The following is a 25,689-nucleotide window of genomic DNA, read 5'->3' as shown; positions in this document are numbered from 1 at the left end:
GTCCCGGCCGCCGGACACCTGGGAGGTGAGACCCATTACCGCTGTGTCGACCCGGGTGCTCTCACCTCACGGCAGCACGGTCACCGCCAACGGCTGACCGCGAGAGCGCCCTTCGGTTCCCGAAAGGCTCTCGGCTTCCATGGCCCCGTCCTCTCCCGCACACCCCTCGCTCTCCGCTTCCTCGCGTTCCCCCCTGCCCTCCGCGGCCTGCCCCTCGCGTGACTCCGTCGTCGCCGCGCTCCGCACCGCGGGCTGTGTCTTCGCCGAGGACGAGGCGGCGCTGCTGATGGCCGCCGCCCGCACCGCCGGGGAACTCACCGCCCTGATCGACCGCCGGGTCTCCGGGCTGCCCCTCGAACTCGTCCTCGGCTGGGCCGAGTTCCGGGGTCTGCGGGTCTCCGTCGCCCCCGGTGTCTTCGTACCCCGCCGCCGCACCGAGTTCCTGGTCGACGTGGCCCTCGCCCACGCGCCCCACGCGTCCGTCGTCGTGGACCTGTGCTGCGGCTCCGGCGCCGTCGGCGCGGCCCTGGCCGCCGCGCTGGAGAGGCCCGAGGTGCACGCCGCCGACGTCGACCCCGCCGCCGTGCGCTGCGCCCGCGGCAACCTCGCCGAGGCGGGCGGCAGGGTGTACGCCGGTGACCTGTTCGACGCGCTGCCCGAGGTCCTGCGCGGCCGCGTGGACATCCTCGCGGCCAACGTGCCCTACGTCCCCACCGCCGAGGTCGCCCTGCTGCCGGCCGAGGCCCGCGACCACGAACCACTGGTCGCCCTCGACGGGGGAGCCGACGGACTCGACGTGCTGCGCCGCGTCGCGGCCGAGGCGCCCCGCTGGCTGGCGCCCGGCGGCTGCCTGCTGGTCGAGACGAGCGAGGCCCAGTCGCCCGCCGCGGTCGCCGCCTTCACCCGCGCCGGGATGACCACCCGCGTCGCGGTCTCGGAGGAGCTGTACGCCCACGTGGTGACAGGCGTCCGGGACTAGCGCGGTACCGGCATCCCTAGGGCCTGTCTGACAATTCCCGTCTGCCTCGCGACGCCATGCACGCACTCTCGCCGCACCGGGCGCAGAGCCAAGTACATCCAGTACGAGGCTCTACGCCCGGCACGGCGAGAGCACGCACCTGACGCCGCGAGGCCGCCCTCCGGGCGACGACGGGAATTGTCAGACAGGCCCTAGGCGGGCGGCCTGGCGCGGGCGATCAGCAGGGCCACGTCGTCGGAGTTCTCCGGCTCGTGCAGGGTGCGCAGGAGCTGGTCGCAGACCTCCTCCAGGGGGCGGTCCGGCCCGTCCAGCAGGGCGAGCAGGGCGTTCAGCCGCTCGTCCAGGGGGTGCCGGCGGGTCTCGACGAGGCCGTCGGTGTACAGCACCAGCCGGTCGCCGGGCTCCAGGTCGACGGCGGTCGTGGAGAACGGGACGCCGCCCACCCCGAGCGGCACCCCGGTGGGCAGGTCCAGCAGCTCCGGCGGGTGCCCGGCCCGCAGCCGCACCGGCGGCAGGTGCCCCGCGTTGGCGATCAGGCACCGCCTCTCGTGCGGGTCGTGCACGGCGTAGACGCAGGTCGCGATGGCCTGGTCCAGGCCCGCCGTGGTGCGGTCCAGATGCTCCATGAGCAGTGCCGGGTCCAGGTCGAGGGCGGCCAGGGTGTTCGTCGCGGTCCGCAGCCGTCCCATCGAGGCCGCCGCCGCGATACCGCTGCCCATCACGTCGCCCACCACGAGCGCGGTCTTGCACCTCTCCAGCTCGATCACGTCGAACCAGTCGCCGCCGACCTCGCTGGTGGCCCCGGCCGGCTGGTAGCGCGAGGCGACCTCCAGGCCACCGGTCACCGGCGGATGGCTCGGCAGTAGGCTGCGCTGGAGGGTCAGGGCGGTGGTGCGGGCGTTCTGGTACCAGCGGGCGTTGTCGATCTGCAGCGCGGCCCGCGCGGCCAGTTCCTTGGCCAGCAGCAGATCGTCCTGGCCGAACGGGAGCGGGTTGGCGGTCCGCTTCAGGTCCAGGGCGCCCAGCACCTCGCCCCGCGCGATCAGCGGGACGGCCAGGTACGAGTGCACACCCGCCCGGCGCAGCAGCTCCACCGCCTCCGGTGAACGGGCGATGCGCTCCAGGTCCTCCCCGGTCACCCGGGCCACCCACACCGGCCGCCCGCTGCGCACGCACTCGGTGACCAGGCGGTCCGGTCCGTACCGGGCCACCTGGCCGGGCCGGTCGGCCGCCGTGAGCGCGTCGGGGGCGTCGTCCGCGTGCACGGCCAGCGCCCGCATCACGGCAGGTTCGGCCGGGCCCAGGTTGCTGCGCCGGCCCTCCACCACCGCCTGGAGGAGATCCACGGCGGCGACGTCGGCCAGGCCGGGCACGGCCACGTCGGCCAGCTCGTGCGCGGTGCGGTCCAATTGCAGCGTGGTGCCGATCCGGGCGGAGGCGTCCGCGACCGAGGCCAGCCGGCGCCGCGCGGCCTCGGCCTCGGCGCTCACCCGGTACTGCTCGGTGACGTCCACGACCGAGACGGCCACGCCCAGCACCGTGCCGAGCGCGTCGTCCAGCCGGTACAGCGAGACGGACCACGCGTGGTCCTCGTCCGGGTCGGCGGGGGTCCGTCCGGTGGTGGGCTTGTCGATCACCGGCTGCCCGGTCTCCAGCACCTCCCGTGCGGCGGCCTCCATCTGAGCCGCGTCCACCTGAGGAAGCAGCTCGTGGGTCCTGCGGCCGATGTGGTCGTCGGCGGGGATGCCGTTGATCCGCTCCAGCGCCGGGTTGACCGAGACGTACCGCAGGTCGGTGTCCAGCACCGCCAGTCCGACCGGTGACTGTGTGATCACCCGTGAGGACAGCGCCAGGTCGCGCTCCAGCCGCCGCACCGTCGACTGGTCGGCCGCGAGCCCCAGCGCGTAGACGTCCCCGCGGTCGTCCAGCAGACGCATGTTGCGGAACTCCACCAGCCGGGTGCCGCCGTCCTTGTGCCGGACCGGGAAGGCCCCGGCCCAGCTGCGGCCGGTCCGCATGACGTCGGAGAACAGCTTGACGACCAGGTCGAGGTGGCGTTCGTGGACCATGATCCGGGCGGCGTACTGTCCCAGCGCCTCCTGCGCGGAGTATCCGAACAGCTCCTCCGCCTGCGGACTCCACAGCACGATCCGGCCCTCGGCGTCCAGCACGACCGAGGCCACGCTCAGCAGGTCGAGCAGTCCGCTGGGCCGCACGGGGCCGCGCGGCGACGCGTCGCCCTCGAACCCGGCAGACCCGGATGTACTCATCCCACGCCCCGCCTTCACCGTTTTGCGCGGCACGCCTTCCTGATGCCGACTCCCCTGTTCTACCGCGTTCCGCCGCGCACAGGGCCGATTCCGAGCGGCTCCGCGGACTCCTTCCAGCATCTCCCGGCCCGGCGGTGACCGCCGCACGAAGGCGACCGGAGTTGGTCTGTACATGCCCGGATGGGCGGTCCAGACTGTGCGCCGAACGCGCTCGCCCCGTCCTTGCCGCCCGCCCCCCACCGAGGAGCCTCCATGCCCCTGCGCGCCCGGCAACGTTGTCGCACCGTCCTGACCGGACTCGCCGCCCTCGCCCTCTCCGCCGGCCTCGCGGGCCCCGCGGCCGCCGCCGGTACCTCGTCCGAGTCATCCGGGGCCGACACCTGGACCGAGGTCGGCTCCGACCGCGCCGACCCGCTCACCGAGAGCCAGGGCCTGGCCTCGGTCGAGGTCCCGGCCGGCAGCCCCAACCGCTACACCGGCATCGGCACCATCCCGCTGAACCTCAGGACCCGCGGCTGGAACCACGTCGGCGACCCCGACGCCTCCTACGACGGCCACTACATCGAGCCGTACCAGCGCGACGACGGCGACACGAAGATGTTCCGCGTACAGGAGCCCGACGGAAGCTGGGCGGAGTACGTGCACACGCTCAGCCCCGGTGAGGCGCGGAACAACTCCTGGTCCGCCGTCTCGCCGGACGGCCAGTGGATGCTCTCCGGCGAGTGGGGCACCATGGACCGGCTGCTGGTCTTCCCGACGCCCGGCGTCAACCCGGCCACCTCGCCCTCCGAGAACCTCCCCCAGGCGGCCACCGTGCGCCTGGACCACGCCGTGCGCGACGTCCAGGGCTGCGACTTCCTCGAAGCGACCACCCTGCTCTGCTCCTCGGACGACCCGGCGGGCACTCTCTTCGGCATCACCAAGCCCCTGCTGCGGATCGACCTGTCCGCCGCGCCCACCGGCACCGCGGACGTCACGGGCCACGTCACCGCCCTGCGGCAGCTGCCCCTGCGCAGCGCCTGCTCCGGCGACTTCGAGACGGAGGGCATCGACTACGACCGCCGCACCGGCACCCTGCGCGTGATCGTCGTCTCGCCGGGATTCTGTGTGCTGACCGACAGCAAGACCTACCGCTTCACCCGGTAGTGCCCGGCGCCAGGTGGTGCTTTTCTGGTGGTATGGCCGCGAGAGGAGCGATCACGATGGACGCTGAGCGACTGCACCCGGAATCCGTCTCCGTGGAGCTGAGCGGGTGCAGTAAGGAGGACGCCCGGACCGTGTTCGACGCGCTGTGCGCGTGCTACGGGTCGGACCGGCACGCGGGCGACGTGACCCGGGAGTACCACGAGGTCCGCCCGACCGTGTGGCTCGGCACCTTCGACGTGGCCGACGCACACCGGGGCGAGTGCGAACCCGCCAGGCTCCGGGAGTCCGTGGAGGCCGACGTGCAGGGCGGCTACTGGGCGATCGAGAGGTTCCGCACCACCCTGGACTCCCTGTTCTCCGTGCGTGACCTGAGCACGGCCTCCGGGGACCAGGAGCGCGAGCTGCACGTCCGGCTCGAGAGCCGCTGAGCCGACCGGGACCCGCCGGTGCGGCGGTGTGGTGTGCGCCGCCTCTTTGTGCAACTAGTTGCATAAAGAGGCGGCCGTCCTCTACAACGGAGGCACCACACCCCGCACGGAGGCGCCCCGATGAGCCGCTACCCCCACCTGCTGAGCCCGCTCGACCTGGGCTTCACGACGCTCCCCAACCGGGTCCTGATGGGCTCCATGCACGTCGGCCTGGAGGAGGCGGAGAACGGCTTCGAGCGCATGGCCGCCTTCTACGCGGCCAGGGCCCGCGGGGGAGTGGGCCTGATCGTCACCGGCGGCATCGCCCCCAACGACGAGGGCCGCCCCTACCCGGGCGGTGCCAGGCTCACCACCGAGGACGAGGCCGGGCAGCACCGCGTGGTCACCGACGCCGTGCACCGCGAGGGCGGCCGCATCGCCCTGCAGATCCTGCACTTCGGCCGCTACGCCTACCACGCCGACCTGGTCGCCCCGAGCGCGCTCCAGGCCCCGATCAGCCCGCACGTGCCCCGCGAGCTGACCGACGCCGAGATCGAGCGCACCATCGACGACTACGTCCGCACCGCACGGCTGGCGCGCGGGGCCGGCTACGACGGCGTCGAGATCATGGGATCCGAGGGCTACCTGATCAACGAGTTCATCACCGCGCGGACCAACCACCGCACCGACCGCTGGGGCGGCTCGTACGAGAACCGGACGCGCTTCCCCGTCGAGATCGTCCGCCGGGTGCGCGAGGCGGTCGGCGAGGACTTCATCGTCGTCTACCGCCTGTCCATGCTCGACCTGGTGCCCGGCGGCTCCACCCTCGACGAGGTCGTCACCCTCGCCAAGGCCGTCGAGGCCGCCGGAGCGACCATCATCAACACCGGCATCGGCTGGCACGAGGCCCGCATCCCCACCATCGCCACCTCCGTGCCGCGCGGTGCCTACACCTGGGTGACCAGGCGGCTGATGGGCGAGGTGACGGTGCCGCTCGTCACCACCAACCGCATCAACACCCCCGAGGTCGCCGAGCGGCTGCTCGCCGAGGGCACCGCCGACATGGTCTCGATGGCCCGCCCGATGCTCGCCGACCCCGACTTCGTCGCCAAGGCCGCCGCCGGCCGCCCCGAGGCCATCAACACCTGCATCGGCTGCAACCAGGCCTGCCTCGACCACACCTTCAGCGGCCGGATCACCTCCTGCCTGGTCAACCCCCGCGCCTGCCACGAGACCGAGCTGGTCCTCACCCCGCCCCGGCGGCGCAAACGCGTCGCGGTCGTCGGCGCCGGGCCCGCGGGGCTCGCCTGCGCGGTCAGCGCGGCCGAACGCGGCCACGACGTCACCCTCTTCGACGCCGCGGGCGAGATCGGCGGCCAGCTCAACGTGGCCCGCAAGGTCCCCGGCAAGCAGGAGTTCGACGAGACGCTGCGCTACTTCCGCACCCAACTGGCCGCGCACGGCGTCGACGTACGCCTCAACACGCGGGTCGCGGCCGACGACCTCACCGGCCACGACGAGGTCGTCGTCGCCACCGGCGTCACGCCCCGCACCCCGGACATCCCCGGCATCGACCACCCGAGCGTCGTCGGCTACCTCGACGTGCTCCGCGACGGCGCCCCCGTCGGCGACCGCGTCGCCGTCCTCGGCGCCGGCGGCATCGGCTTCGACGTCGCCGAATACCTCACCGACGGCGGCGACAAGGCGCACGAGGACCCGTCGACGTACTTCCGCCTCTGGGGTGTCGACATGGACTACGCGACCGCCGGCGGCCTCGCCGCGCCCGAGCGCCCCGCGCCGCCGCGCGCCGTCCATCTGCTCCAGCGCAAGACCTCCAAGGTCGGCGCCGGGCTCGGGAAGACCACCGGCTGGATCCACCGCACCGAGCTGAGGCAGCGCGGCGTCACCATGGTCCCGGGCGTGCGCTACGACCGGATCGACGACGCCGGACTGCACGTCACCATCGGCGACGAGTCCACCGTCCTGGAGGTCGACACGGTCGTGCTCTGCACCGGGCAGGAACCCAGCCGCGGCCTCTACGACGACCTGGTCGCCGCCGGTCGCAGCGCGCACCTCATCGGCGGCGCCGACGTGGCCGCCGAACTGGACGCCAAGCGCGCCATCAAACAGGGCACCGAACTGGCGGCGGCGCTGTAGCGGCCGTCCGGGCGGCCCGCGGCATCCCTAGGATGAGCGCATGTCCCTCCCGCACGCGATCCTCACCGCCCTGGTCGAAAAGCCGTCGTCCGGGCTGGAGCTGACCCGCCGGTTCGACCGCTCGATCGGCTACTTCTGGTCGGCGACGCACCAGCAGATCTACCGCGAGCTGGGCAAGCTGGAGGGTGAGGGGCTGATCCGCGAGCTGCCCGGGCGGCAGCCGGCCCGCGGGCAGAAGAAGTCGTACGAGGTGCTGCCCGCGGGCCGCGAGGAGCTGGCCCGCTGGACCGCCGTACCCCAGGACCCCAAGCCCCTGCGGGACACGATGCTGCTGCGCCTGCGGGCCGCCGCGGTGGTCGGCACCGCCGGTGTCGAGGAGGACCTGCGCCGCCATCTCGACCTGCACGAGAGGCAGTTGGCGGAGTACCAGGAGATCGAGGAGCGGGACTTCCCGCCCGGCAGGGACAGCGCCGAGGACCGGCTGCGGCACCTGGTGCTGCGGGCCGGCATCGACCTGGAGACCTTCTGGACGGGATGGCTCAGACACGCGCTGGCGGAGTTCGCCGAGCTGCCCGCCGAGGGAACCGGGGCACAGGGCCGGTAGCACTCAGAACCGGTAGGGCTTCGCGCGGCGGCGCAGGAACCAGGCCGCGCCGATGACACCCGCGCCCACCAGCGCGCCGCCCGCCACCAGGGTCGCGGTGCCGTAGTCCTGGATCGCTCCGCCCAGGCCGCCCATGACACCGCGCGGCGACGCGGACGGCGAGGGAGTTGCCGAGCGGCTCGGGGACGGGGTGGGCGCGCTGGAGACGATGACCGTCTGGGTGCCCGCGGTGCTGTTGTTCGAGCACATGACGATCACCGTGTAGGTGCCCGGCGAGATGCCCGACCACGCCGCCGACTGGCCGGAAGTGGTGCCGGACAGTGCCACCTGGCGCCCCTGCGCGAAGTCGCGCTGGCTGCTGGTGAGCAGCGAGGCGGTGCCCCAACTGCCGTTGAGCTGGGCGCAGGCCGTGGTGGTGACCGACACCGTGGTCCCGGTGGTGCTCACCGAGATGCCCGGCCCCGCGAGAGCCGGCCCGGCGGCCAGGGCGACGGGCAGCGCGGCAGCGGCTGCCGCGGTCAGGCCGGAGCGGAGGAATGGCGAAGAGATGCGCATGTGGACTGCCCTCCGGCGGCACGGTCGGCGGCACATCCCTTGCGTCGCCGAGATCGGGAACGCCCGTGCCCCCTCAGTGGCAGCCAACAGCGCGGCGGCCGCACCCGCATGCCGAGCGCGACCGCCCAGGTGACACGCCGCCCGGCCCGGGCCGCGCCGGGGTCAGCCGCCCGCGCCCAGCGTCACCTCCCGTTCCTCCGAGAAGCCGCCCCAGGTGCCGTCGGCCAGCCTGGCCCGGACCCGCACCCGGTGCGTGACACCGGCCTCCCGTCCCGCGTAGAAGCTGTACTCGGCCCGGTCGCGCGGGGCTTCGGCGCCGTAGACCAGGGAGGTCGCCGGACGGCCGTCCAGGTGGATCTGGTACTCGGCGACCGGGCCGTCCGTCCGCGGTGGTACCCAGGTCAGGTCGAGGTAGTACGCCCCGTCGGCGAGATGGGAGGCCGCGCGCAGAGCGGTGGGCGCGGAGGCGCGGCCGTCGTCGGACCCCGGGGTGGAGAGGCGGACGACCGCACTGGCGGGGGAGAGGTTGTCGGCGGCGTCCCGCGCCCGCACCGTGAAGGTGTAACGGGTGCCCGGCCGCAGCCCCGTGACCACGGCCGCCGTCTGGGCGCCGCCGACGCTGTGCACCTTCGTGCCGCCCTGGTAGACGTCGTACGACACCACCTTGCGGTCGTCCTTCGAGGCCGACCAGGTGAGCTGCACCGCCCGGCCGCCCGCCGCCCGGCCCTCGGCGCCCTCCGGGCGGGTGGGGGCCGAGGCGTCGGTGACGGCGGCCGGCGTGGTGGCCCGCACCTCCCGGCTGCGCGGCCCGAGCCGCCCGTCGGAGTCGCGTGCCCGCACGGTGAAGGCGTACGCCGTCGAGGGACGCAGCCGGGTGACATCCACCATGCGGTCGGAGGCCGGTACCTTCTTGACCAACGTGCCGCCGCGGTACACCTCGTAGGTCTCGGCCCCGTCCAGCGCGTTCCACATCACGTGCACGGTCGTCGCGCTGCCCGCCTCGGCGGTGACGCCCATGGGCACGCCGGGCAGCCCGCCGTCCTCCCCCTCCCCGCCCGCGCCCGTGCCGCAGGAGGTCAGCAGGACCGCGCCGCAGAGCAGGGGCAGGGCGCACCGGCGCAGGAACACGCCGGGGGCGGCGGGAGCGGGGACAGCGGGAACGGGTACGTCTCGCACGGCTCAGCCTCCGGTGGGGCGTCGGTCCGATTCGATGCGACGGCAATGGTCCGGACCAATATGACGCCCGTGACGCGATCACATCAAGAGGTCCGTCGCCGGGTTACGTATGCTGAGTCGCCTGAGGGCCGAACTCCAAGGACTTCCGGGCGGGTTCGGGCCCGAGGCGCGGACCGCTGTCGTCGCAGATGCCGTGCCGGCGCGGGTGGCCGGGCGGGCCGGGAGCCCTACCAGGTCCCGGCCCGCCCGCCCCCGGTCGCACCCCCGAGGTGGGCGCGGAGGAGCGGGGCGTGCACCGTCTGGCCCTGTGAAAGGTGGCCGCGCGGCCGAATCGGGGACAGATGGGTCCGAGTGCCCGCCCATGTCCCCCAGGAGAGGCCACATCGTGCGTGTCCAGTCGCTGACGCTGGTCGCGGCCAGTGCCGCCCTGATCGCTCCCACGACGTTCCCCGACGCTCCGCACCCGCTCCGCGCCGACCTCCCGGCGCGCCACCTGGCCGACGACCGGTCCCAGGAGGCCCCGGGGCGGGCGAACCGGTCCGAAGTCCGGATCGGACCGGTCCCGGAACGCCCGAAGGGAGACGGGCGAGAGGCGCCCGTCCGCGCTGCCGACCTGCTGGCCGAGGTACGCGACTGCACACCCGTCTCGCGCGGGCGCTACCGCAAGGACGCCGGGACGCCGGCCGACATCCCGGTCTGCGGCAAGCGCGATGCCGTGTACTGGAAGGCCGACCTGGACGTCGACTGCGACGGGGTGCCCGGCGACCGCTGCAACAGTCACAGCGACCCGCACTTCAGCCCCGCCACCGCGTTCACCCGGTCGGACGGCCGCCCGCTGGACGCCGAACGCCTGCCCTACGTCGTCGTGCCCGAGCCGAGCGACATCTGGGACCACCGCGAGGACGACGTGCGCGGCGGATCGCTCGCCGCCCTCGTCCACGGGGACCGGGTGCGGTACGCGGTCGTCGGCGACATCGGCCCGCGCGACCTCATCGGCGAGGCGTCCTACGCCGCCGCGAAGGCGCTCGGCGTCCCGGCCGACCCGCACGGCGGCGGTGCGGCGTCCGACGTGACGTACATCGTCTTCAAGGGCAGCGAGGTCGAGCCCATCGAGGACCTGGAGGCCGCGGAGAAGGAGGGGGAGCGGCTGGTGCGGGAGTTCATGGGCGACGACTGAGACGGGGGCGACCGGGGGCCGCGCCCCCGCACACCGCGCTGCGCGCCACGGCGGCCGGCCTCCCGACCGACCGCCCGTCCCGGCCGCGGCCCCTATGCTTTCCGGTAGGAGTACGCCTCGGCGGCGGCCGCCTCCACGGCCGCGAGGTCGGCGCCCGTCGAGGCCGTCACCACGGCGGCCACCGCGCCCTCGACGAACGGCGCGTCCACCAGACGGGTGTGGTCCGGGAGTTCGTCGCCCTCGGCGAGCAGCGCCTTGACGGTGAGTACCGCGCTGCCGAGGTCGGTGAGGACGGCGACGCCCGCGCCCCGGTCCACGGACGCGGCGGCCGCCGAGACCAGCTCGGAGCTGGTGCCGAACTCGCCGGACGCGGTCCCGCCCGCCGGGGCCACGGGGACGGCCGCGCCACCGCCCGACAGCGCCTTGGCCAGCTCCGCCACGGACGCGGCGACCGCGGCGCTGTGCGACACCAGCACGATCCCGACCAGCTTCTCGTCACTCACCGGCCGCCTCCTGCAGTGCCGCGACGAGCAGCGCCGCCGAGGTGGCGCCGGGGTCCTGGTGCCCGATGCTGCGCTCGCCGAGGTAGCTCGCCCTGCCCTTGCGGGCCTGCAACGGTGTGGTCGCCTCGGCCCCCTCCTCGGCCGCCGTGCGCGCCGCGGCGAACGAGTCACCGAGGGCGTCCACGGCCGGCACCAGGGCGTCGATTATCGTCTTGTCGCCCGGCGCGGCACCTCCGAGCGTCATGACGGCGTCCACGCCAGTCCGGAACGCCTCCGCCAACTGCTCCCGGCTGACCTCGGGCGCGTCCCCGAGTGACTTGCCGGTACGGCGCAGCAGCGTCCCGTACAGCGGCCCCGAGGCACCGCCGACGGTGGAGATGAGCCGGCGTCCGGCGAGGATCAGGACCGCGCCGGGAGTGTCCGGCACCTCCTTCTCCAGCGCGGCCGACACGTCCCTGAACCCCCGCTGGAGGTTGCTGCCGTGGTCGGCGTCGCCGATGGGCGAGTCGAGGGCGGTGAGCCGTTCCGCCTCGCGGTCGACGGACGCGGTGGTGACCGTCATCCAGCGGCGGAAGAAGTCGGCGTCGAGCACGGTGTCTCCTTGCCTGGTAGGTACGTTGCGATGCCTTCCCCGTCCACCGTCACATGCCCCACCTCAGTCCGGGGGTGCTCACCGGCGCGTCCCACAGCCCGAGCAGCTCCTCGTCGATCTCGCACAGGGTGACGGAGGCGCCCGCCATGTCGAGCGAGGTGACGTAGTTGCCGACGAGCGTACGGGCGACGGCGACCCCCCGCCCGCGGAGGATGCGCTGCACCTCGGCGTTGAAGCCGTACAGCTCGAGCAGCGGCGTCGCGCCCATGCCGTTGACCAGCACGAGGACCGGGTTGCGCGGCGCGAGGTCGGTGAGGACCGCGTCCACGGCGGCCTCGGCGATCTCACCCGAGGTCATCATGGGACGCCGCTCACGGCCGGGCTCCCCGTGGATGCCGATGCCCAGTTCCAGTTCCCCCGCCGGGAGGTCGAAGGTCGGGGTGCCCTTGGCGGGCGTGGTGACGGCGCTGAGCGCGAAGCCGAAGCTGCGGGAGCTGTCGTTGACCCGCCGGGCGAGCGATTCCACCTGCTCCAGCGGGCGTCCCTCCTGCGCGGCGGCCCCGGCGATCTTCTCCACGAACAGCGTCGCCCCCGTGCCGCGCCGCCCGGCCGTGTAGAGACTGTCCGTCACCGCGACATCGTCATTGACCAGCACCTTCGCGACCTGGATGCCCTCGTCCTCGGCCAGCTCGGCGGCCATGTCGAAGTTGAGCACGTCACCGGTGTAGTTCTTGACGACGAACAACACCCCGGCCCCGCTGTCCACGGCCGCCGCGGCCCGCACCATCTGGTCCGGCACCGGCGAGGTGAACACCTCACCCGGACAGGCCGCCGCGAGCATCCCGGGCCCCACGAACCCGCCGTGCAGCGGCTCGTGCCCGGACCCACCACCCGACACCAACGCCACCTGCCCCGCCACGGGCGCGTCCCGCCGCACGATCACCCGGTTCTCGACATCCACGGCCAGCTCGGGATGGGCGGCCGCCATACCGCGCAACGCGTCCGCGACCACGGTCTCGGGGACGTTGATGAGCATCTTCATGGGTATCTCCTAAGTTGATGAGCAGACAGGCTCGCGACCTGCGTTCTCGCTGGTCAGAGTGAGAGTTCCTGGTTCGTGGTCTTGACGTTCCATGACGGTCGGAGCGGGTTCTGGCGGTACCGATGCTGACTCAGTGCTGGCCCCAAGAGGCACACAGGGGCAGTATCGGCCTTGCGACCGCGAACGTCACGCGAGGCAACGTCCACAGCGCTCAGGGACTACCGATCTGGCAGATACGACCAAGCGCAGGACCTGATATGTACCTGGGCTTCCGCGTCGAGGCGGCTGGGTTCGCCCGGTCCGGCAGCGGCTGACCCGGCTCGGGCTCCGCAGGAGGTGCTGGGCGCGGGGGCCGGTGACGGCGTACGGCGCGGGACGACGGAGGCTGCGCCCGGCACCCTGCGCCTGCTGCACGTCTCTGCGACGGCCGCGTCCTGCGACGACGACCCGGACATCCCGTACCCGGCCTGCCACGTGCACGAGGAGGAGTGGGAGATCCCGGTCCGTCTCGTCGAGGGGGCTAGGGCCTGTCTGACAATTCCCGTCTGCCTCGCGACGCCATGCACGCACTCTCGCCGCACCGGGCGCAGAGCCAAGTACATCCAGTACGAGGCTCTACGCCCGGCACGGCGAGAGCACGCACCTGACGCCGCGAGGCCGCCCTCCGGGCGACGACGGGAATTGTCAGACAGGCCCTAGCGACCGCCTTCCGCTCGTCCTGGCCGGCGCCGGCCCCGCGTGACGTCGTCGTTGGACCTGCGGTGAGCGTCGGTGGGTTCCAGGGGGCCGTCAGCCGGCCGACGTCTCCCCGAGCTTTCGGGAGAACGCCGTCGCGGACGCGCGCGACGCCTGCTCCACGATGCTGATGCCGACCTCCTGGGTGCTGCAGCCGTTGAGAAGCACCGCCATCAGATAGACGCGGCCCTCATGCTCTATCCGGCCGATGCTGTTGACGTCCCACTTCTCGGTCTGGGTCCGCTTGAGCCACCCGTTCTTCAGGGCGGTCGTACCCGAGTCGGCCGCTGCGGACACGCCCCAGGTCTGGCTTCCCACGACGTTGCGCATCAGGTCCTGGATGTAGGTACGCGACGCCTCGCTCAGGGGCGACTCGTCCCCGAACACGGACTGCAGCAGGCGTATCTGATCTTCCGCCGTGGTTTGGGTGATGCCCCAGACGGTCCCTTGACCGCCCCGCGTCTGGAGCAGGCCGAGCCGTTCGTTGGCCGCGTCGAGTCCCGGGGCACTGCCTATCCGGGTCCACAGGGCGCTGGTGGAGTCGTTGTCGCTCTTCTGGATCATGGCAGCGGACTGGGCGCGCTCCTCGGTGCTCAACCTCCGCCCCTGGTCCTGGGCCTGGAGCAGGAGAGTCGCCAGGATGTCCACCTTCACGACGCTGGCGGTGTCGAAGGCGTCGTGTCCGTACGTCGCCATGGCACCGCTCTCGACATCCAGCATCGCCACGGACATCCGGTTGTCGCCGAAGAGCGCGGTCACCGGAGCCAGAGCCGGTCCGAGATCGAACGAATTCTGTGACGGGGTGGGCGAGGGCAGCGCTTTTGGTGCGTCCGCAGGTGCCTCGCCCGCCTTCGCCTTGGCCGAGACGGCCGCGGGGGACGGAGCCTTCGCCAGGTCGACCGCGGACGAGTCACCGGGGTCGCTCCGGGTGATGGCATAGGTGGTGGCGCCGCCGACAAGGATCACGACCGACGTCACGGTCCACGTCATGCGGCGTCTCCTGGCCCGGCGGCGACGTCGTTGCTCCCGGCGGGAGCGGCCGCGTCGCCGAACAGGTGGGTTCTCATGCACGGGGAGATGGTAATCGAATCAAAGTTCGAGGTCACCGGGTGATTCCTGAATGTGACCGCCGGCAACGTGCACCTGGTGACCTCCCTCCGTGCGCAGTGTGCCCTACGGCCTGACGAGCACCTTGCTGAGAAGCGGGCGGTGGTCCGATGCCGTCGGGTCTCCGTTGAGAACCTGAGTGACCAGGGGCGTCACCTTACGGGTCGTGTAGATGAGATCGATGCGCTCCGTCGGCGACTCCGCAGGGTAGGTCGCCCCGTCGCCCCGCGCGTGCAGGGACTTGGCCCAAGCATCGGTGTACGCCTTCTGCAGCGGCTGCGACTCGGGAGCGGCGGGCGGCGCGTTGAAGTCGCCCACCAGGATCCCAGGCTTCGTCGTGCCGATCAGATCCACCACCTGCGCCGTCTGCCGCAGACGGTCGGTCTGCGAGCCGGCGGCCAGATGCGTGTTGTAGAACTCCACCTTCTTGCCATGGACGTCGAGCGTGGCGTGCAGCAGACCGCGCTGCTCCTGGCCCGGCGACTTGTAGAGCCAGGTGTTGTCCGAGGCGGTGATGGGGTAGCGGGAGAGGATCGCGGTGCCGTACTGGACGCGGTGGCCGCCGGGCGCAGACGGGCTGTTGTCGATGTTGGCGCCGAAGACCACGTGGTATCCCAGCAGTTCTGCCAACTCGGCAGGCTGGTCTGCCCAGTTGCTGCGCGACGAGTAGTGGTTGTCGACCTCTTGGAGGCCGACCACGTCCGCGCCGCTCTTGCGGATGACGTTCGCCACGCGCCGCAGGTCGAGGACGCCGTCGGTGCCCTGGGCGTGATGGATGTTGAACGTCATGACGTCCAGGACGCGGTGACCGGGCAGCCGGTCGGCGGACATCTCCTCGGCGGTGGCGGGACCGGCGGCGGCCGCGAGCGCGACGGCTGCGATGAGGACGGACAGGGTTCGGCGGATCACGGAGGGCCTCCTGGGGCAGGTTCTCTGACCATCCGGATCCTGAATCCGACCGCTGACGTGCCGTCGACTGCAGCATGAAGATTCAAGAAACGCACGCTTGGGCCGGCGGGGCCCAGGCGGACGAGGAGTGGAGTTCGACGACGACCCGAGAGCCGGCGGGCGTCGAGGACGGCACGCTCCTGCATGGGTGCCTACGCCAAGTCCGAGCGCGCCGACATCGTCTACACCCTCGAACTCGCGCGCCGCACCGCGAGCAGCCCCGTCGAGGCGCTCGTCGTGCACCCGGGGCGGCGATGACGGGTCTGCAGCAGCACGGCAACGGCGGCCTGAGCCGCGTGATCACCTCGATCGCCGCACGCATGCTCATGGGGTCGGCAGAGGGCGCGGCCTGGCCGTCCCTCTACGCGGCGACCAGTCCGCAGGCCCGGTCGGGCGGCTTCATCGGCCCGGCTGGACGGGACCAGACCTCGGGCACCCCCAAGCCCGCCAAGCCCCCCACAGGCTCCGAGGACCCCGCGGAGGGCAGGCGGCTGTGGGCAGTGAGCGAACGGCTGACAGGTGTCCCCTTCGATCTCGATGCCGGGGTCGCCTCCAGCCATGAGACCTGAGACCTGAGACCTGAGACCGAGCCTCCCATCCTGCGGGATGAGTTCGAGGTGCGCGGCCGCCTACTGCCCGGTGTCATGAGCCGGCTCTTCCCGGCAGCCCGGAGGGTGACTGGCGGGATGCCTGGACTCGCCTGACGGCTGCAAGCGCTGGCCCGGAACCCCTCCGCTCGCACCACGGCAGCCCGAAGAGCACGCTGGAGGGATGACCAACGCTCCGATCGTGGTGCACCGGCCTTCCCTGACAGGAGGGCGTCGCGTGAGCGTGCACCGCCGAGGCCGGGACGAGATACTCGGCATGGCCTGCAGCGACCACGACCTGGTCGTGTTCCTGGAGGGCGCCGGCATCGCCGATCCCGAAGCGCTGCTGGACGATTCGCGGTGGGTGGAGTGGCGCGACGGCCCCGCCCACGACTTCAGCGCCGCCTGATACCGGCCGGCTCCAGCCGTACCGCAGCGTCGTCCGCAAGCGCTCCGCCGCCCCGGTGGTCCGTACCTCAGCGTGCCCGGCCGGCGCCACGGTGCCGACGCAGCCGATCCGCGGACGCGGAGAGCAGTCGGGCGCGCAGGATCGCGGCACCGTCACCCTCCAGGTCATCGCAGGCCGCCGCACGGCCTGCCATCCCCATCACCAGTGAGAGGGTCGGCCCCCGGAGCAGATCCCCCGAGCCGGTGGTGAACGGTCCGTCCGTGGCCTCGACCCGCAAGCCCGCGATGACCGTCCTGCTCGCGACGGTGAAATCGCGTCCGGCGAAGAACCGGGACACGGCGGTGGTCGTGGCCACCGGGGGTGTTCGCACCAGACCCAGAGGCCGACGGATGTCCTCACTGTGGACGACGATCTCGCCCAGCCAGGCCGCAGTATGGCCCGTCGGCCCGGCGGGTCAGGTGACGACTTCGCGAAACCGACGCAGGGTCTCTTCGGGCGTAGCCCCGCGGTGCTGCGCGAGTCGTCGGTCGTTGTGCAGATCAGGGTCGAACCGGGCGGCCGGCATGCTCAGCAGCCAGCGCCACATCCCCGTGCCGGCACCTGCCGTCAGATGGGCTACGACCTCTTCCACGGTCCAGCGTTCACACAGGGAAGGTGTCGCCCACTGTGCCTCGCCGAGTTCGGCGAGGTCTCGAGCGAGCGCGGACCGCTCGAGGTGGATCGCCCTTTCGAGGGCTTTCCGTGTTTCCAGAACGTGCGGTTCAGCCACTGGCGGGCCTCCAGAGATCGGGTGTCCTGGATGAGACTCCCGTCGGAGCCCGTACTCATCGGCTGCACTGGACTCTGGTTAGAGTCGGACCTGGAGCGCTTGGGAAGTAGGTGCTGCCCGCAGAGCGCCTTCAGGGGCGCGGATGCGGCATGCCCACTGCTCGCGTCCAGGATCGGAGCTTCCATGGACCAGTTCCTCTGCCGCCCGGAAGAGGTGACTGCTCAGTACGAACCGCCGGACTCCGCACCCGGTTCCCGTGCCGTGCGCCAGTCGCTGGAGCAGCTCGGAACCCGTAACCGCCGGCTCGCTCACAGGGGAGTGGCGGCGGCGCAGGATCTGCTGGTCAAGCGGTACCGACTGGACGAAGACCGGGACGGTTTCGAGCTGTTGAGGACGGTGTCGCAGCAGTGCAACGTCAAGCTGCACACGCTGGCGGACGCCGTGGTCCGCGTGCCCGCTCCGGATCGTGACGCGCGGTTGTGGTTCCCCGCGCGGCGGCGGCACGATCCGCCACGTCTGCCCGGGCTGTCGCTGGAGCCCGGTTCCCGCGGCGCTCAGGGAGCCGTGCTGAAGGCGGTACTGCACCGAGTGCTGTCGATCGCGCAGACGCCGATGGGCAACGTCCAGCTCCTGGACGGCGACCGGCTGCACCTGGCCCGCCACGCGGGACTGAACAGGTACTTCACCGAATTCTTCGCCTTCGTCGACGGCTCCACCACCGCCTGCGCCCAGGCGGCGACCGAACGCCGACAGGTCACCGTGGGAGACGTGGCGAGCGCGGAGGTGTTCGACGAGGCGTCCCGCTACGCGATCCTGCAAGCGGGCAGCCGCGCCGCCCACAGCGTCCCCCTCACCAGCGGCAGCGGCGCGATCCTGGGCATGGTCTCCTCCCACCACGAACACCCCATGGCCGACTTCACCACAGCCCAACTCGCGGCATTCCAGCAGACCGGCGCCCACACCGGTCGCTGGCTGTCCTGGCACTGGAACACCGTCGTCCTGGACGCACTGGAAAGCCTCCACGCCACCGCCACCCGCCGACCGAACTGAGGCGCACGTCCTGCCGGTGCTGGCCGGGGGCCTCAGCGGTCCCTGTGGAGTCGGCCTGCGCGGACGGCTGCCACGACCCCGCCGTCCACCAGCAGGTCGGTGCCGGTGACGAAGCTGGCGCTGGGGCCCAGCAGAAACGCCGCCGCGGCGGCGATGTCGTCGGGGGTGCCCACGCGACCGGTGGCCGAGGCGGCGACCATCGCTCGCACGGTGTCGCCGCCGGCTCCCTCCAGTTCCTGCTGCCCCGTCGGGGTGGCGATCACGCCGGGGCTGATCGAGTTGATCCTTGCTCCGCGCCGCCCCCAGGAGATGCTCGCCGCCTGCACCCTCAGGCGGTTGCCGTACTTGGCCCATGCGTAGGCCGTCGGTCCGAGGTCGCCGCTGGTGACGAAGGGCAGGGCCGGCAGCTCGTCGGCGGGGGTGTGCGCGAGAGCCTGCTCCTGCTCCGGCCGCATCGGAGCGGGGAGCATATGGCCGGCCATGCTGGAGATGACGACGCCGGCTCCGCCCCGCGCGACGACGTGGCCGAATTCCTCCGGTTCCGCCGAGAGGTCTGAGTCGGTGAGCGGCACGCAACTGGCCTCCGGCGCCGGGGGATAGGCTCCGGGGATGACTGAGCGACCCGTGTCCGATGAGCGACGGCCGGCGAACGACGGGCGCAGGGTGGCCGCCCGCAACCGTGCCGCCGTGATCGCGGCCGCGCGGGAGATCTACGCGGAGAACGGCCTCGACGCTCCGTTGTCCGCGATCGCGCGCCGGGCCGGGGTGGGACAGGGGGTGCTCTATCGGCACTTTCCCGACCGGGCGGCCGTCGCCACCGCCGTCCTCGACGAGAACGTCCGGCAGATCGAGCAAGCCGCGCAGGCTCCGGACGCCGACATCGCGCGCATCCTGGGCGTGCTCACCTGGCATCAGACCGAGTCGGCGGCTTTCATCAGCATGCTGCACGCCGACGGGGCCGCCGGCGGTCCGGGTGTCCCGGCGTATGCCGCGGCCTTGTCGGAGCGCGTCGAGCGAGCCCTGCGGGCACACTTGCCGCCCGGTCATCGGCTGGCCGCGGCGAAGGAGGACCTGATGATCGCGGTCGCCATGGTGTCGGGCGCCGTCACCGGCCCCACCCGCGAGTCGCGAGAACGCCGGGCGATGGCGGCCTGGCGGCTGCTCGGTGTGGAAGTGGGGCCGGTGCGCCCGCTCGGCGGGTGAGAACGGTGGTTCAGCCGCCGTTGGACTGGCGGACGCCCTCCGCCAGTGCCCCGAAGGAATACAGGTAGCCTCCGTCAGCTCCGCTGACCGTCATGTAGGCCTTGGTCCCCCCGGGCGTGATGGCGACGTTGGTCGCGGACCGCAGTCCCTGTGCCTCGCGGGCCGGGACCTCGACGGTGGCAAGGCGCTCGCCGTTCCGGTCGTACACGGCCATCGCGGGGCGGCCGTGCAGCGCCTGGTACAGGTTGCCGTCGGCGTCCACGGCGATCGAGTCGGTCTGTGCGACACCGCCGTTCACCCTGATGCCCGTGTGCCGTGACGTCACGTGGCCCTTCCCGTCGAGAAGCAGGTAGGACACACGGTTCTCCAGCAGTTCGCTGACCCACAGACCGCGGTACTCGGAGTCGAAGGAGATGCCGTTCGGCGCCGCCAGCCCGTCCGCGAGAACGGTGGCGTCGCCCCCGTCCCGGTCGATGCGCACCACGCGCCCCGTCGCCGCGCCCTCGGACATACCGCGTGAGTCGCTGATATAGAGATTGCCGTCCCGGTCGAACGCGAGGTCGTCCGGGTTCATCCTCGCGCCGTCGACCTCACCGGAGAAGAAGGTCCGCACGTCGCTGCCGTCGGGCGCCAGGCTGACGATGTCGCCGTGGGAGAAGTCGGTGAGGTAGACGCGCCCGTCGTAGGGGCTGAACTGGGCCGAGGTGTAGGCGCCGCGGTCGTCGGTGTGGACCGGACGCGACGTCTTCCGCTTCAGGTCGACGCGCAGCACCTTGGGTTCTCCGGCCGGTGCGGTGACATCGACGACGAGCAGTCTGCCGTCCGCGCCGAAGGCCGGCCCCTCCAGCAGGGTCATGCCCGTCTCGGGGTGCACTTCCGTCAGCCGCATCACCTTCTGGGCGCGGATGGTCCGGTCGGCGCCGGCGCCGGCGGCGGAAGCGCCCTGGGGGCCGGGCCGAGTGTCCGTACCGCAGCCGGTGAGGACCAACAGGCCCAGCGCGGCGAGTCCGGTGAGGGATCGGATCGGGAGTCGTTGCATGGGGTCGCTCTTCCTGTCCGAAAGTTTGCGGAAGCTGTCCGCATCGCAACCGGACAGTGTTGTCCGGTTCTTGCTACGGTAGTGCATGCCAGCTCAAGTCCGGTGCGCCTGTGCGTCTTTGCGTCGGCGGAGCGACTTCCGCGCACCGAACCGGAAGGACAGAGGTCCCCCCACATGACGTACCCGGATGCAATCTCCTCCGAGGCACTGGCCGAGCTGAGGCGGCGCTACCGCCAGGAGAGGGAGCGGCGGGTACGCCCCGACGGCACCCGGCAGTACCTGTCCGCCGATGCGGAGTTCGGCTCCTACGACGAGGACCCGTACGCGACGCGCACGGGTGAGCGTGAACCTCTCCGGGACCACGTGGACGTGGCCGTCGTCGGCGGTGGATTCGGCGGCATCCTGGCGGGTGCCCGCTTGCGGCAACAGGGGATCGAACGGGTCCGTGTCGTGGAGAAGGGCGGTGATTTCGGCGGGACCTGGTACTGGAACCGGTATCCGGGCATTCACTGCGACATCGAGTCCCACGTCTACCTGCCGTTGCTCGACGAGACCGGGTACGTACCGGAGTGGAAGTACTCCCCCGGGGAGGAGATCCGCCGCCACGCGGTGCGGATCGCCGAGAAGTTCGACCTCTATGCGGACGCGCTGTTCTCCACGTCCGTCACCTCCCTGGCCTGGGACGAGCCCACGCAGTCGTGGTGGGTGGCGACCGATCGGGGCGACAGGTTCCGGGCCACGTACGTCGTCACGGCGACGGGCACGCTCACCGAGCTGAAGCTGCCCGGCATCCCCGGGATCGAGGACTTCAAGGGGCACACCTTCCACACCTCGCGGTGGGACTACGGCTACACGGGCGGGACGCCCGACGGCGGACTCACCGGCCTCGCGGACAAGCGCGTCGGCGTGGTCGGCACCGGCGCCACCGGGGTGCAGGTCATCCCGAAGCTGGCCGAGGACGCCGGACACCTCTACGTCTTCCAGCGCACCCCCTCCACCGTGGACGTGCGCGCCAACCGTCGCACGACCGCGCGGGACGTCGGCGCCGACCACGACGGCTGGGCACGCGAACGCCGCGACAACTTCCTGCGCATCGTCTCGGGGGAATCCGCCGGACACGACCTGGTGGCGGACCGGTGGACCGCCGCCGCAGGCCTGCTGGAGAAGCTCCTGCCGAGCTTCCGCCGGCCGGCCGACCGGCAGGTCTTCGAAGAGGCCTACGAGGTCGCCGACGCCCGCAAGATGAACGAGATCCGCGAGCGCGTCGAGGGGATCGTCGCCGACGCGGACACCGCCGAGAAGCTCAAGCCCTGGTACCGCTACGCCTGCAAACGCCCCACGTTCTCCGATGTCTACCTCCAGGCGTTCAACCGCGACAACGTCACCTTGGTCGACACGGCGGACACGCACGGCATCGAGCGCATGACCGAGCACGGTGTGGTGGTGGGGAACACGGAATACGCGCTCGACTGCCTGGTCTTCGCCACCGGGTTCTCCGTCGGCGTCTCCGGCGTCCACTCCGGCAAGCTGTCCGTCAGCGGCCGGGGCGGCGTGCGACTGCTGGACGCGCTGAAGCAGCGCGGACCGCGGTCCCTGCACGGTTTCACCCGCAACGGCTTCCCGAACCTCATCCAGTTGGGGGCGACGCAGAGCGCCAGCAGCGTCAACTTCACGCACGTGCTCGACGAGCACGCCGTGCACGCGGCGGCACTCGTCGCCGCCGCCGAGGCCGGGGGAGCCGTCGTCGAACCCTCCGGCGAGGCAGAGGACGCCTGGCTCGCGGTCCTGTCCGACGGCGCGCCCGACCACGAGTGGTTCCACGCCGAGTGCACCCCCGGGTACTACAACGGCGAAGGACGCGGCCGGCCCAACGGCCCCATCGCCTACCCCGACGGCGCTGCCGCGTTCCACGACCTCCTGACGCGGTGGCGGGCGACATCCATGAGCGACGTTCTCGCCGCCCGTCGGCCTTCCTGAGTCCGCGACGTGGCGAGAGAGACGCAATGTGCTTCCCGGGCCCGGTCGTTCGGCCGGCCCAGGAAGCAGCGCGGCAACTCGGCGGGTGGACCGGACGCCGCGATCAGACGGCGGACCAGCCGTCGTCGACCGGCAGGATCGCGCCGTTGATGTTGCTCGCGGCGTCGGAGGCGAGGAAGAGGATCGCGGCGGCCTGCTCCTCAGGCCGCGACACACGGCCGAGGTTGACGAAGTGCCGGCCGAGCGCCGCCGGACCGTGCGCCGTGCGGTCGGCTTCGACCGAGATGGCGGTTGCGGTGCCACCCGGGCAGATCGCGTTGGCCCGGATCCCGTTCTTGCGGTACATCACCGCCAGTGACTTCGTCAGTCCGACCACGCCGTGCTTGGAGGCCGTGTAGGCGGCGCCGGCCGCGCTGCCGCGCAACGCCGCCTCCGAGGCGGTGTTCACGATGGCGCCGCGCTGGGCGGCCAGCATGTGGGGCAGCACGGCCCGGGTGAGCAGGAAAGGCGCGGTCAGGTTGACCCGGAGGACGCGGTCCCACTCGGCGTCGCTCACGTCGGCCGGCGCCGACATGCTGTCCATGATCCCGGCGTTGTTCACCAGCACGTCCACGCCGCCGAACCGCCCCACCGCCGTTGCCGTGACCGTGTCGACGACACCCTGCTCGCTCAGGTCGCCCGCGACGGACACGGCCGTGCCGCCGGCCGTCTCGATCTCCTCGACGACAGCGCCGGCTCCGTCGGCGTTGAGGTCGGCCACCACGACACGGTCACCCTGCGCGGCGAAGGCGAGTGCCGCCGCGCGCCCGATGCCGGAGCCGGCTCCGGTGACGATCACGCTGCGACCGTTCACATCGTCGGTCATGAACTACTCCATCCAGAACGTGCTGACGCGGAGGACTCATGTCCTGCCGCACCAGCACTCTAGCCTTTTGTGTCTCTGAGTGACATAAAGTGTGGGTGACAGAATGACCGACGCAATGCTCATTGGCGCCGGAGGCTCAGATGACCGCAGCTCGGGGACGGACGGGACGCCCCCCGCTGACCGAGGAGCGCAAGGCCGAGATTCGGCTGGGGATCGCCAGGGCAGCGGTCGATCTCTTCGTCGCGCAGGGCGTCGCCGCGACGACGGGGGAGCAGATCGGACAGGCGGTCGGCGTCTCCGCACGCACGGTCTGGCGCTACTTCCCCACGAAGGAGAGCTGCGTACGCCCGTTCTTCTCGACGGGAATCGACGCGATCGCCGCCGCGCTGCGCCAGTGGAGCGCCGGGCAACCGCTGGAGGAGGCCTTCGACCACCTGTGGGCCGCCGACGCCGCACTGCCGGGCCCGGACGTGGGCGCCCTGCTGCGGCTGACCCGGAGGGAACCGGGGTTGCGGGCGGTCTGGCTGCAGACCCACGACGAGGCGGAGCCCGTCTTCGCGAGCGCGCTCGCCGAACGGGCGGGGCTGCCCGACGGCGACGTGCGGCCCGCCGTCTGGGCCGCCATGCTCAATGCCTCTCTCCGCGCGGCGGTCGAACACCACGCGTACCGGACGGCCGAGCCCGGCATCGACGCGGCGACCGCCCGGGCGGAGCTCGCGGCGACCCTGCGTACCGCGCTGGCAGCGGTGGCGGCCGGCCTCGGCTGAACGCCGTGGAGTGACCGGGCCCACCCCCGGCCCGTCCGAGGAGGACGCCGTGCTCGGCCCTGGGCCTACCGCCGGAAGCCGTCCGAAAGGGCCTCCGCGGTGGCGTGGGCGAAGCCTTCCGGGTTGTCCAGCATGATGTTGTGCCCGCAGTCGGGGACCGGGACCACGGACACGCCGGCTGCGGTGAGCACGTCGGTGCCCGGGAGCGGGCCGTCGGCCTCGGGCAGCAGGTAGGCGCGGGGGATCTTCAGGTCCAGCAGGAGCTGACGCATGGTGGGGACGGTGCCGCGGGTGAGGTGCACGGCGCTGCGATGCAGGGCCTCCCGGCCCGCCAAGCGCATCGTGGACCACCAGAGGGAACCGGCCCTGTCCCGGACCTCCTCCCAGCCGCCCGCCAGGAACTCCTCCTCGGAGTAGGCGGCGATGCCGCCGCTGCCCGCCGAGCCGAGCGCGGGCGGGGACCGGGTCGAGGTTGCCGTCGACCACGACCAGGCGGGAGACCAGCCGGGGGTGCCGGGCGGCCAGGACGATGGCCACCGAGCCACCCATGCTGTGCGCGACCAGCTCGGCGCCCACGACACCCGCACCGGTGAGGGCCGCGGCGAGGGCATCGGCGTGGGATTCCAGGGTGTAGTCGCATTCCGTCGGCCGGTCGCTGATGCCGTGCCCGAGCAAGTCGACCAGCAGCGACCGGCGTCCGGCGAGCAGGGGATGAACCGCGACCTCCGCGAAGTAGGCCGGCGACGTGGCGCCCAGACCGTGGACGTAGACGCGGGGCGGCTCCTGCCCCGGCAGCTCGACCCAGCGGATCCGGCTGCCTCCGGGCGTCACGGTGGCGCTGCGCACGGTCTGCTCTCCTCAACTCCGGCTTCAGGGAGAGTCGAGCGTAGCCACGGGGCCTCCGTGCACCGTCACCGCCCCGTCCACGGCCGTCGCGCGCACCACCCTGGCAATTCTCAGGGTCGCGAAGCCGTTGGCGCGGTCTACGCTTCGAGGCGCCGACTCGGGGGAGTTACCGGCTGTCATGGCTGTCATGGCCGTCGAAGCAGGACAGGTGTGTGCTCCGGTCGGACAAGAGCGCCAGCCGTGGTGACCGCGTCTCGCCGTCGCGGCGGCTGCATCGGTTGCGATTGCAGGAGGAGAGCACATGAAGTCGAGAGGTCTCAGGTCATGGGCGGCCGCGATGGTCGCGACGGTGATCGCCACGGCCCTTGTTCCGCTGGCCGCGCAGGCACCGGCGCAGGCGGCATCGAACGGGGAGGCCGGAACGGCGGCGTGGACACCGCAGATCTACCCGCTGTTCTCGGGGGAGTGGGTGCAGCGGAACGTGGCGAGCGCCGACCGGAACGCGGCGCTTGTCGCGTGCTCGGTGGCGGATGGAATCGCCTGCGTGTCGGTGGGCCAGGGCGACGGCAGGCACAGCGTCTTCCACCTGTTCAAGTGCGATACGCGGTCGCTGTCGAACTTCATCGACGCGCTCGCCGTCCGCAACAACCAGACCGGCGGAGCCCAAGTCCACTTCTGGGGGCCCAGGTTCGACGTCAAGATCCCCGCGGACGGCCGGATCTACACGGTGCGGGACGAGGCGACGTACGACTTCAATCGCCTCGACATCTGCTGAGGGC

The 25,689-nt window shown here is 72.1% G+C and carries 25 protein-coding genes and 2 pseudogenes; 13 read left to right on the top strand and 14 right to left on the bottom strand.

Features of this window, described 5'->3' with window-relative positions:
* Positions 1-139: 139 nt before the first annotated feature.
* Positions 140-979 carry a putative protein N(5)-glutamine methyltransferase gene (locus tag ACFW01_RS13110; RefSeq protein WP_234959181.1) on the top strand — a complete coding sequence of 280 codons (840 nt, stop codon included), beginning with the start codon at positions 140-142 and terminating at the stop codon, positions 977-979.
* A 191-nt stretch (positions 980-1,170) separates the two neighbouring features.
* Here ACFW01_RS13110 and ACFW01_RS13105 read toward each other — a convergent pair whose 3' ends face one another.
* Positions 1,171-3,249, bottom strand: a complete 2,079-nt coding sequence (locus tag ACFW01_RS13105; RefSeq protein ID WP_234959182.1) for a SpoIIE family protein phosphatase — start codon at positions 3,247-3,249, stop codon at positions 1,171-1,173.
* 252 nt (positions 3,250-3,501) lie between these two features.
* On the opposite strand from ACFW01_RS13105, the gene ACFW01_RS13100 reads away from it, so the two are divergent.
* The 4 genes from ACFW01_RS13100 (at position 3,502) to ACFW01_RS13085 (ending at position 7,563) form a co-directional block, all read left to right on the top strand.
* Positions 3,502-4,395, top strand: a complete 894-nt coding sequence (locus ACFW01_RS13100; protein WP_384503526.1) for a hypothetical protein — start codon at positions 3,502-3,504, stop codon at positions 4,393-4,395.
* A 56-nt stretch (positions 4,396-4,451) separates the two neighbouring features.
* Complete coding sequence (locus tag ACFW01_RS13095; RefSeq protein WP_234959184.1) at positions 4,452-4,823, top strand: hypothetical protein; 372 nt, start codon at positions 4,452-4,454, stop codon at positions 4,821-4,823.
* Between the two features lie 120 nt (positions 4,824-4,943).
* Entirely contained in the window at positions 4,944-6,959 is a 2,016-nt protein-coding gene (locus tag ACFW01_RS13090; RefSeq protein ID WP_384503524.1) for an FAD-dependent oxidoreductase, read from the top strand.
* A 40-nt stretch (positions 6,960-6,999) separates the two neighbouring features.
* Complete coding sequence (locus ACFW01_RS13085) at positions 7,000-7,563, top strand: PadR family transcriptional regulator (protein WP_234959186.1); 564 nt, start codon at positions 7,000-7,002, stop codon at positions 7,561-7,563.
* 3 nt (positions 7,564-7,566) lie between these two features.
* Here ACFW01_RS13085 and ACFW01_RS13080 read toward each other — a convergent pair whose 3' ends face one another.
* Together ACFW01_RS13080 and ACFW01_RS13075 are read right to left on the bottom strand one after the other, a co-directional pair.
* Positions 7,567-8,118 (bottom strand): hypothetical protein, encoded by a 552-nt coding sequence (locus tag ACFW01_RS13080; protein WP_234959187.1) that lies wholly within the window; start codon positions 8,116-8,118, stop codon positions 7,567-7,569.
* Positions 8,119-8,280: 162 nt separating this feature from the next.
* Positions 8,281-9,294 carry a fibronectin type III domain-containing protein gene (locus ACFW01_RS13075; protein WP_384503521.1) on the bottom strand — a complete coding sequence of 338 codons (1,014 nt, stop codon included), beginning with the start codon at positions 9,292-9,294 and terminating at the stop codon, positions 8,281-8,283.
* Positions 9,295-9,679: 385 nt separating this feature from the next.
* On the opposite strand from ACFW01_RS13075, the gene ACFW01_RS13070 reads away from it, so the two are divergent.
* Complete coding sequence (locus tag ACFW01_RS13070) at positions 9,680-10,471, top strand: glycoside hydrolase family 75 protein (protein WP_234959189.1); 792 nt, start codon at positions 9,680-9,682, stop codon at positions 10,469-10,471.
* Between the two features lie 92 nt (positions 10,472-10,563).
* Here ACFW01_RS13070 and ACFW01_RS13065 read toward each other — a convergent pair whose 3' ends face one another.
* The 5 genes from ACFW01_RS13065 to ACFW01_RS13045 form a co-directional block, all read right to left on the bottom strand.
* The gene (locus ACFW01_RS13065) at positions 10,564-10,974 is read right to left on the bottom strand and encodes a PTS-dependent dihydroxyacetone kinase phosphotransferase subunit DhaM (protein WP_384503519.1); all 411 of its coding nucleotides are present in this window, start codon (positions 10,972-10,974) and stop codon (positions 10,564-10,566) included.
* Complete coding sequence (dhaL, locus tag ACFW01_RS13060; protein WP_384503517.1) at positions 10,967-11,566, bottom strand: dihydroxyacetone kinase subunit DhaL; 600 nt, start codon at positions 11,564-11,566, stop codon at positions 10,967-10,969. The genes ACFW01_RS13065 and dhaL overlap by 8 nt, the downstream gene beginning before the upstream one ends.
* Before the next feature lie 49 nt (positions 11,567-11,615).
* A complete protein-coding gene (gene dhaK, locus ACFW01_RS13055; RefSeq protein WP_234959191.1) occupies positions 11,616-12,608 on the bottom strand; it encodes a dihydroxyacetone kinase subunit DhaK in 993 nt (330 codons plus the stop codon).
* 789 nt (positions 12,609-13,397) lie between these two features.
* Positions 13,398-14,414 carry a serine hydrolase gene (locus tag ACFW01_RS13050; RefSeq protein WP_384503515.1) on the bottom strand — a complete coding sequence of 339 codons (1,017 nt, stop codon included), beginning with the start codon at positions 14,412-14,414 and terminating at the stop codon, positions 13,398-13,400.
* A gap of 102 nt (positions 14,415-14,516) precedes the next feature.
* Positions 14,517-15,359, bottom strand: a complete 843-nt coding sequence (locus tag ACFW01_RS13045; RefSeq protein ID WP_384503513.1) for an endonuclease/exonuclease/phosphatase family protein — start codon at positions 15,357-15,359, stop codon at positions 14,517-14,519.
* 293 nt (positions 15,360-15,652) lie between these two features.
* On the opposite strand from ACFW01_RS13045, the gene ACFW01_RS13040 reads away from it, so the two are divergent.
* Both ACFW01_RS13040 and ACFW01_RS13035 read left to right on the top strand, forming a co-directional pair.
* Entirely contained in the window at positions 15,653-15,967 is a 315-nt protein-coding gene (locus tag ACFW01_RS13040) for a hypothetical protein (protein ID WP_384503511.1), read from the top strand.
* A 202-nt stretch (positions 15,968-16,169) separates the two neighbouring features.
* Positions 16,170-16,394 (top strand): hypothetical protein, encoded by a 225-nt coding sequence (locus tag ACFW01_RS13035; RefSeq protein WP_384503509.1) that lies wholly within the window; start codon positions 16,170-16,172, stop codon positions 16,392-16,394.
* Positions 16,395-16,461: 67 nt separating this feature from the next.
* Here ACFW01_RS13035 and ACFW01_RS13030 read toward each other — a convergent pair whose 3' ends face one another.
* Together ACFW01_RS13030 and ACFW01_RS13025 are read right to left on the bottom strand one after the other, a co-directional pair.
* Positions 16,462-16,749 (bottom strand): hypothetical protein, encoded by a 288-nt coding sequence (locus ACFW01_RS13030; RefSeq protein ID WP_384503507.1) that lies wholly within the window; start codon positions 16,747-16,749, stop codon positions 16,462-16,464.
* Between the two features lie 99 nt (positions 16,750-16,848).
* Positions 16,849-17,163, bottom strand: coding sequence for a maleylpyruvate isomerase family mycothiol-dependent enzyme (locus ACFW01_RS13025; RefSeq protein WP_384503505.1), 315 nt, complete (start codon positions 17,161-17,163; stop codon positions 16,849-16,851).
* Between the two features lie 183 nt (positions 17,164-17,346).
* Between ACFW01_RS13025 and ACFW01_RS13020 the strand changes: the two genes are divergently transcribed.
* Complete coding sequence (locus tag ACFW01_RS13020) at positions 17,347-18,213, top strand: ANTAR domain-containing protein (protein WP_384503503.1); 867 nt, start codon at positions 17,347-17,349, stop codon at positions 18,211-18,213.
* A gap of 32 nt (positions 18,214-18,245) precedes the next feature.
* Here ACFW01_RS13020 and ACFW01_RS13015 read toward each other — a convergent pair.
* Positions 18,246-18,749, bottom strand: a pseudogene (locus tag ACFW01_RS13015) (SDR family oxidoreductase); the annotation flags it as partial.
* Positions 18,750-18,822: 73 nt separating this feature from the next.
* Here ACFW01_RS13015 and ACFW01_RS13010 point away from each other — a divergent pair.
* Entirely contained in the window at positions 18,823-19,416 is a 594-nt protein-coding gene (locus ACFW01_RS13010; protein ID WP_234959198.1) for a TetR/AcrR family transcriptional regulator, read from the top strand.
* Between the two features lie 10 nt (positions 19,417-19,426).
* Here the strand turns inward: ACFW01_RS13010 and ACFW01_RS13005 are convergent, their stop codons facing one another.
* Positions 19,427-20,455, bottom strand: a complete 1,029-nt coding sequence (locus ACFW01_RS13005; RefSeq protein WP_384503501.1) for an SMP-30/gluconolactonase/LRE family protein — start codon at positions 20,453-20,455, stop codon at positions 19,427-19,429.
* A 174-nt stretch (positions 20,456-20,629) separates the two neighbouring features.
* Between ACFW01_RS13005 and ACFW01_RS13000 the strand changes: the two genes are divergently transcribed.
* On the top strand, positions 20,630-22,432 hold the full coding sequence (locus tag ACFW01_RS13000) for a flavin-containing monooxygenase (protein ID WP_384503500.1): 1,803 nt from the start codon (positions 20,630-20,632) through the stop codon (positions 22,430-22,432).
* Between the two features lie 103 nt (positions 22,433-22,535).
* Here the strand turns inward: ACFW01_RS13000 and ACFW01_RS12995 are convergent, their stop codons facing one another.
* Positions 22,536-23,297, bottom strand: coding sequence for an SDR family NAD(P)-dependent oxidoreductase (locus ACFW01_RS12995; RefSeq protein WP_384503498.1), 762 nt, complete (start codon positions 23,295-23,297; stop codon positions 22,536-22,538).
* Positions 23,298-23,437: 140 nt separating this feature from the next.
* Between ACFW01_RS12995 and ACFW01_RS12990 the strand changes: the two genes are divergently transcribed.
* Positions 23,438-24,064 carry a TetR/AcrR family transcriptional regulator gene (locus tag ACFW01_RS12990; protein WP_234959202.1) on the top strand — a complete coding sequence of 209 codons (627 nt, stop codon included), beginning with the start codon at positions 23,438-23,440 and terminating at the stop codon, positions 24,062-24,064.
* A gap of 288 nt (positions 24,065-24,352) precedes the next feature.
* Here ACFW01_RS12990 and ACFW01_RS12985 read toward each other — a convergent pair.
* Positions 24,353-24,895, bottom strand: a pseudogene (locus ACFW01_RS12985) (alpha/beta fold hydrolase); the annotation flags it as partial.
* 316 nt (positions 24,896-25,211) lie between these two features.
* Between ACFW01_RS12985 and ACFW01_RS12980 the strand changes: the two are divergent.
* The gene (locus ACFW01_RS12980) at positions 25,212-25,685 is read left to right on the top strand and encodes a hypothetical protein (protein ID WP_384503496.1); all 474 of its coding nucleotides are present in this window, start codon (positions 25,212-25,214) and stop codon (positions 25,683-25,685) included.
* The last annotated feature ends 4 nt before the right edge of the window (positions 25,686-25,689 follow it).

The sequence above is a fragment of the Streptomyces sp. NPDC058985 genome, from assembly GCF_042740985.1.
Taxonomy (GTDB): domain Bacteria; phylum Actinomycetota; class Actinomycetes; order Streptomycetales; family Streptomycetaceae; genus Streptomyces.
Note: the sequence above shows the minus strand (reverse complement) of the source record. Positions and strands in the feature narration are given on the sequence as shown.

Excerpts from the sequence above, each read along its gene's own strand:
- ACFW01_RS12995 (WP_384503498.1), bottom strand. The coding sequence starts at position 23,297 with ATGACCGACGATGTGAACGGTCGCAGCGTGATCGTCACCGGAGCCGGC.
- ACFW01_RS13090 (WP_384503524.1), top strand. The coding sequence starts at position 4,944 with ATGAGCCGCTACCCCCACCTGCTGAGCCCGCTCGACCTGGGCTTCACG.
- ACFW01_RS12990 (WP_234959202.1), top strand. The coding sequence starts at position 23,438 with ATGACCGCAGCTCGGGGACGGACGGGACGCCCCCCGCTGACCGAGGAG.
- ACFW01_RS13110 (WP_234959181.1), top strand. The coding sequence starts at position 140 with ATGGCCCCGTCCTCTCCCGCACACCCCTCGCTCTCCGCTTCCTCGCGT.
- ACFW01_RS13100 (WP_384503526.1), top strand. The coding sequence starts at position 3,502 with ATGCCCCTGCGCGCCCGGCAACGTTGTCGCACCGTCCTGACCGGACTC.
- ACFW01_RS13080 (WP_234959187.1), bottom strand. The coding sequence starts at position 8,118 with ATGCGCATCTCTTCGCCATTCCTCCGCTCCGGCCTGACCGCGGCAGCC.
- ACFW01_RS13010 (WP_234959198.1), top strand. The coding sequence starts at position 18,823 with ATGACTGAGCGACCCGTGTCCGATGAGCGACGGCCGGCGAACGACGGG.
- ACFW01_RS13085 (WP_234959186.1), top strand. The coding sequence starts at position 7,000 with ATGTCCCTCCCGCACGCGATCCTCACCGCCCTGGTCGAAAAGCCGTCG.
- dhaK (WP_234959191.1), bottom strand. The coding sequence starts at position 12,608 with ATGAAGATGCTCATCAACGTCCCCGAGACCGTGGTCGCGGACGCGTTG.
- ACFW01_RS13105 (WP_234959182.1), bottom strand. The coding sequence starts at position 3,249 with ATGAGTACATCCGGGTCTGCCGGGTTCGAGGGCGACGCGTCGCCGCGC.
- ACFW01_RS13095 (WP_234959184.1), top strand. The coding sequence starts at position 4,452 with ATGGACGCTGAGCGACTGCACCCGGAATCCGTCTCCGTGGAGCTGAGC.
- ACFW01_RS13035 (WP_384503509.1), top strand. The coding sequence starts at position 16,170 with ATGACCAACGCTCCGATCGTGGTGCACCGGCCTTCCCTGACAGGAGGG.
- ACFW01_RS13000 (WP_384503500.1), top strand. The coding sequence starts at position 20,630 with ATGACGTACCCGGATGCAATCTCCTCCGAGGCACTGGCCGAGCTGAGG.
- ACFW01_RS13005 (WP_384503501.1), bottom strand. The coding sequence starts at position 20,455 with ATGCAACGACTCCCGATCCGATCCCTCACCGGACTCGCCGCGCTGGGC.
- ACFW01_RS12980 (WP_384503496.1), top strand. The coding sequence starts at position 25,212 with ATGAAGTCGAGAGGTCTCAGGTCATGGGCGGCCGCGATGGTCGCGACG.
- ACFW01_RS13040 (WP_384503511.1), top strand. The coding sequence starts at position 15,653 with ATGACGGGTCTGCAGCAGCACGGCAACGGCGGCCTGAGCCGCGTGATC.
- ACFW01_RS13020 (WP_384503503.1), top strand. The coding sequence starts at position 17,347 with ATGGACCAGTTCCTCTGCCGCCCGGAAGAGGTGACTGCTCAGTACGAA.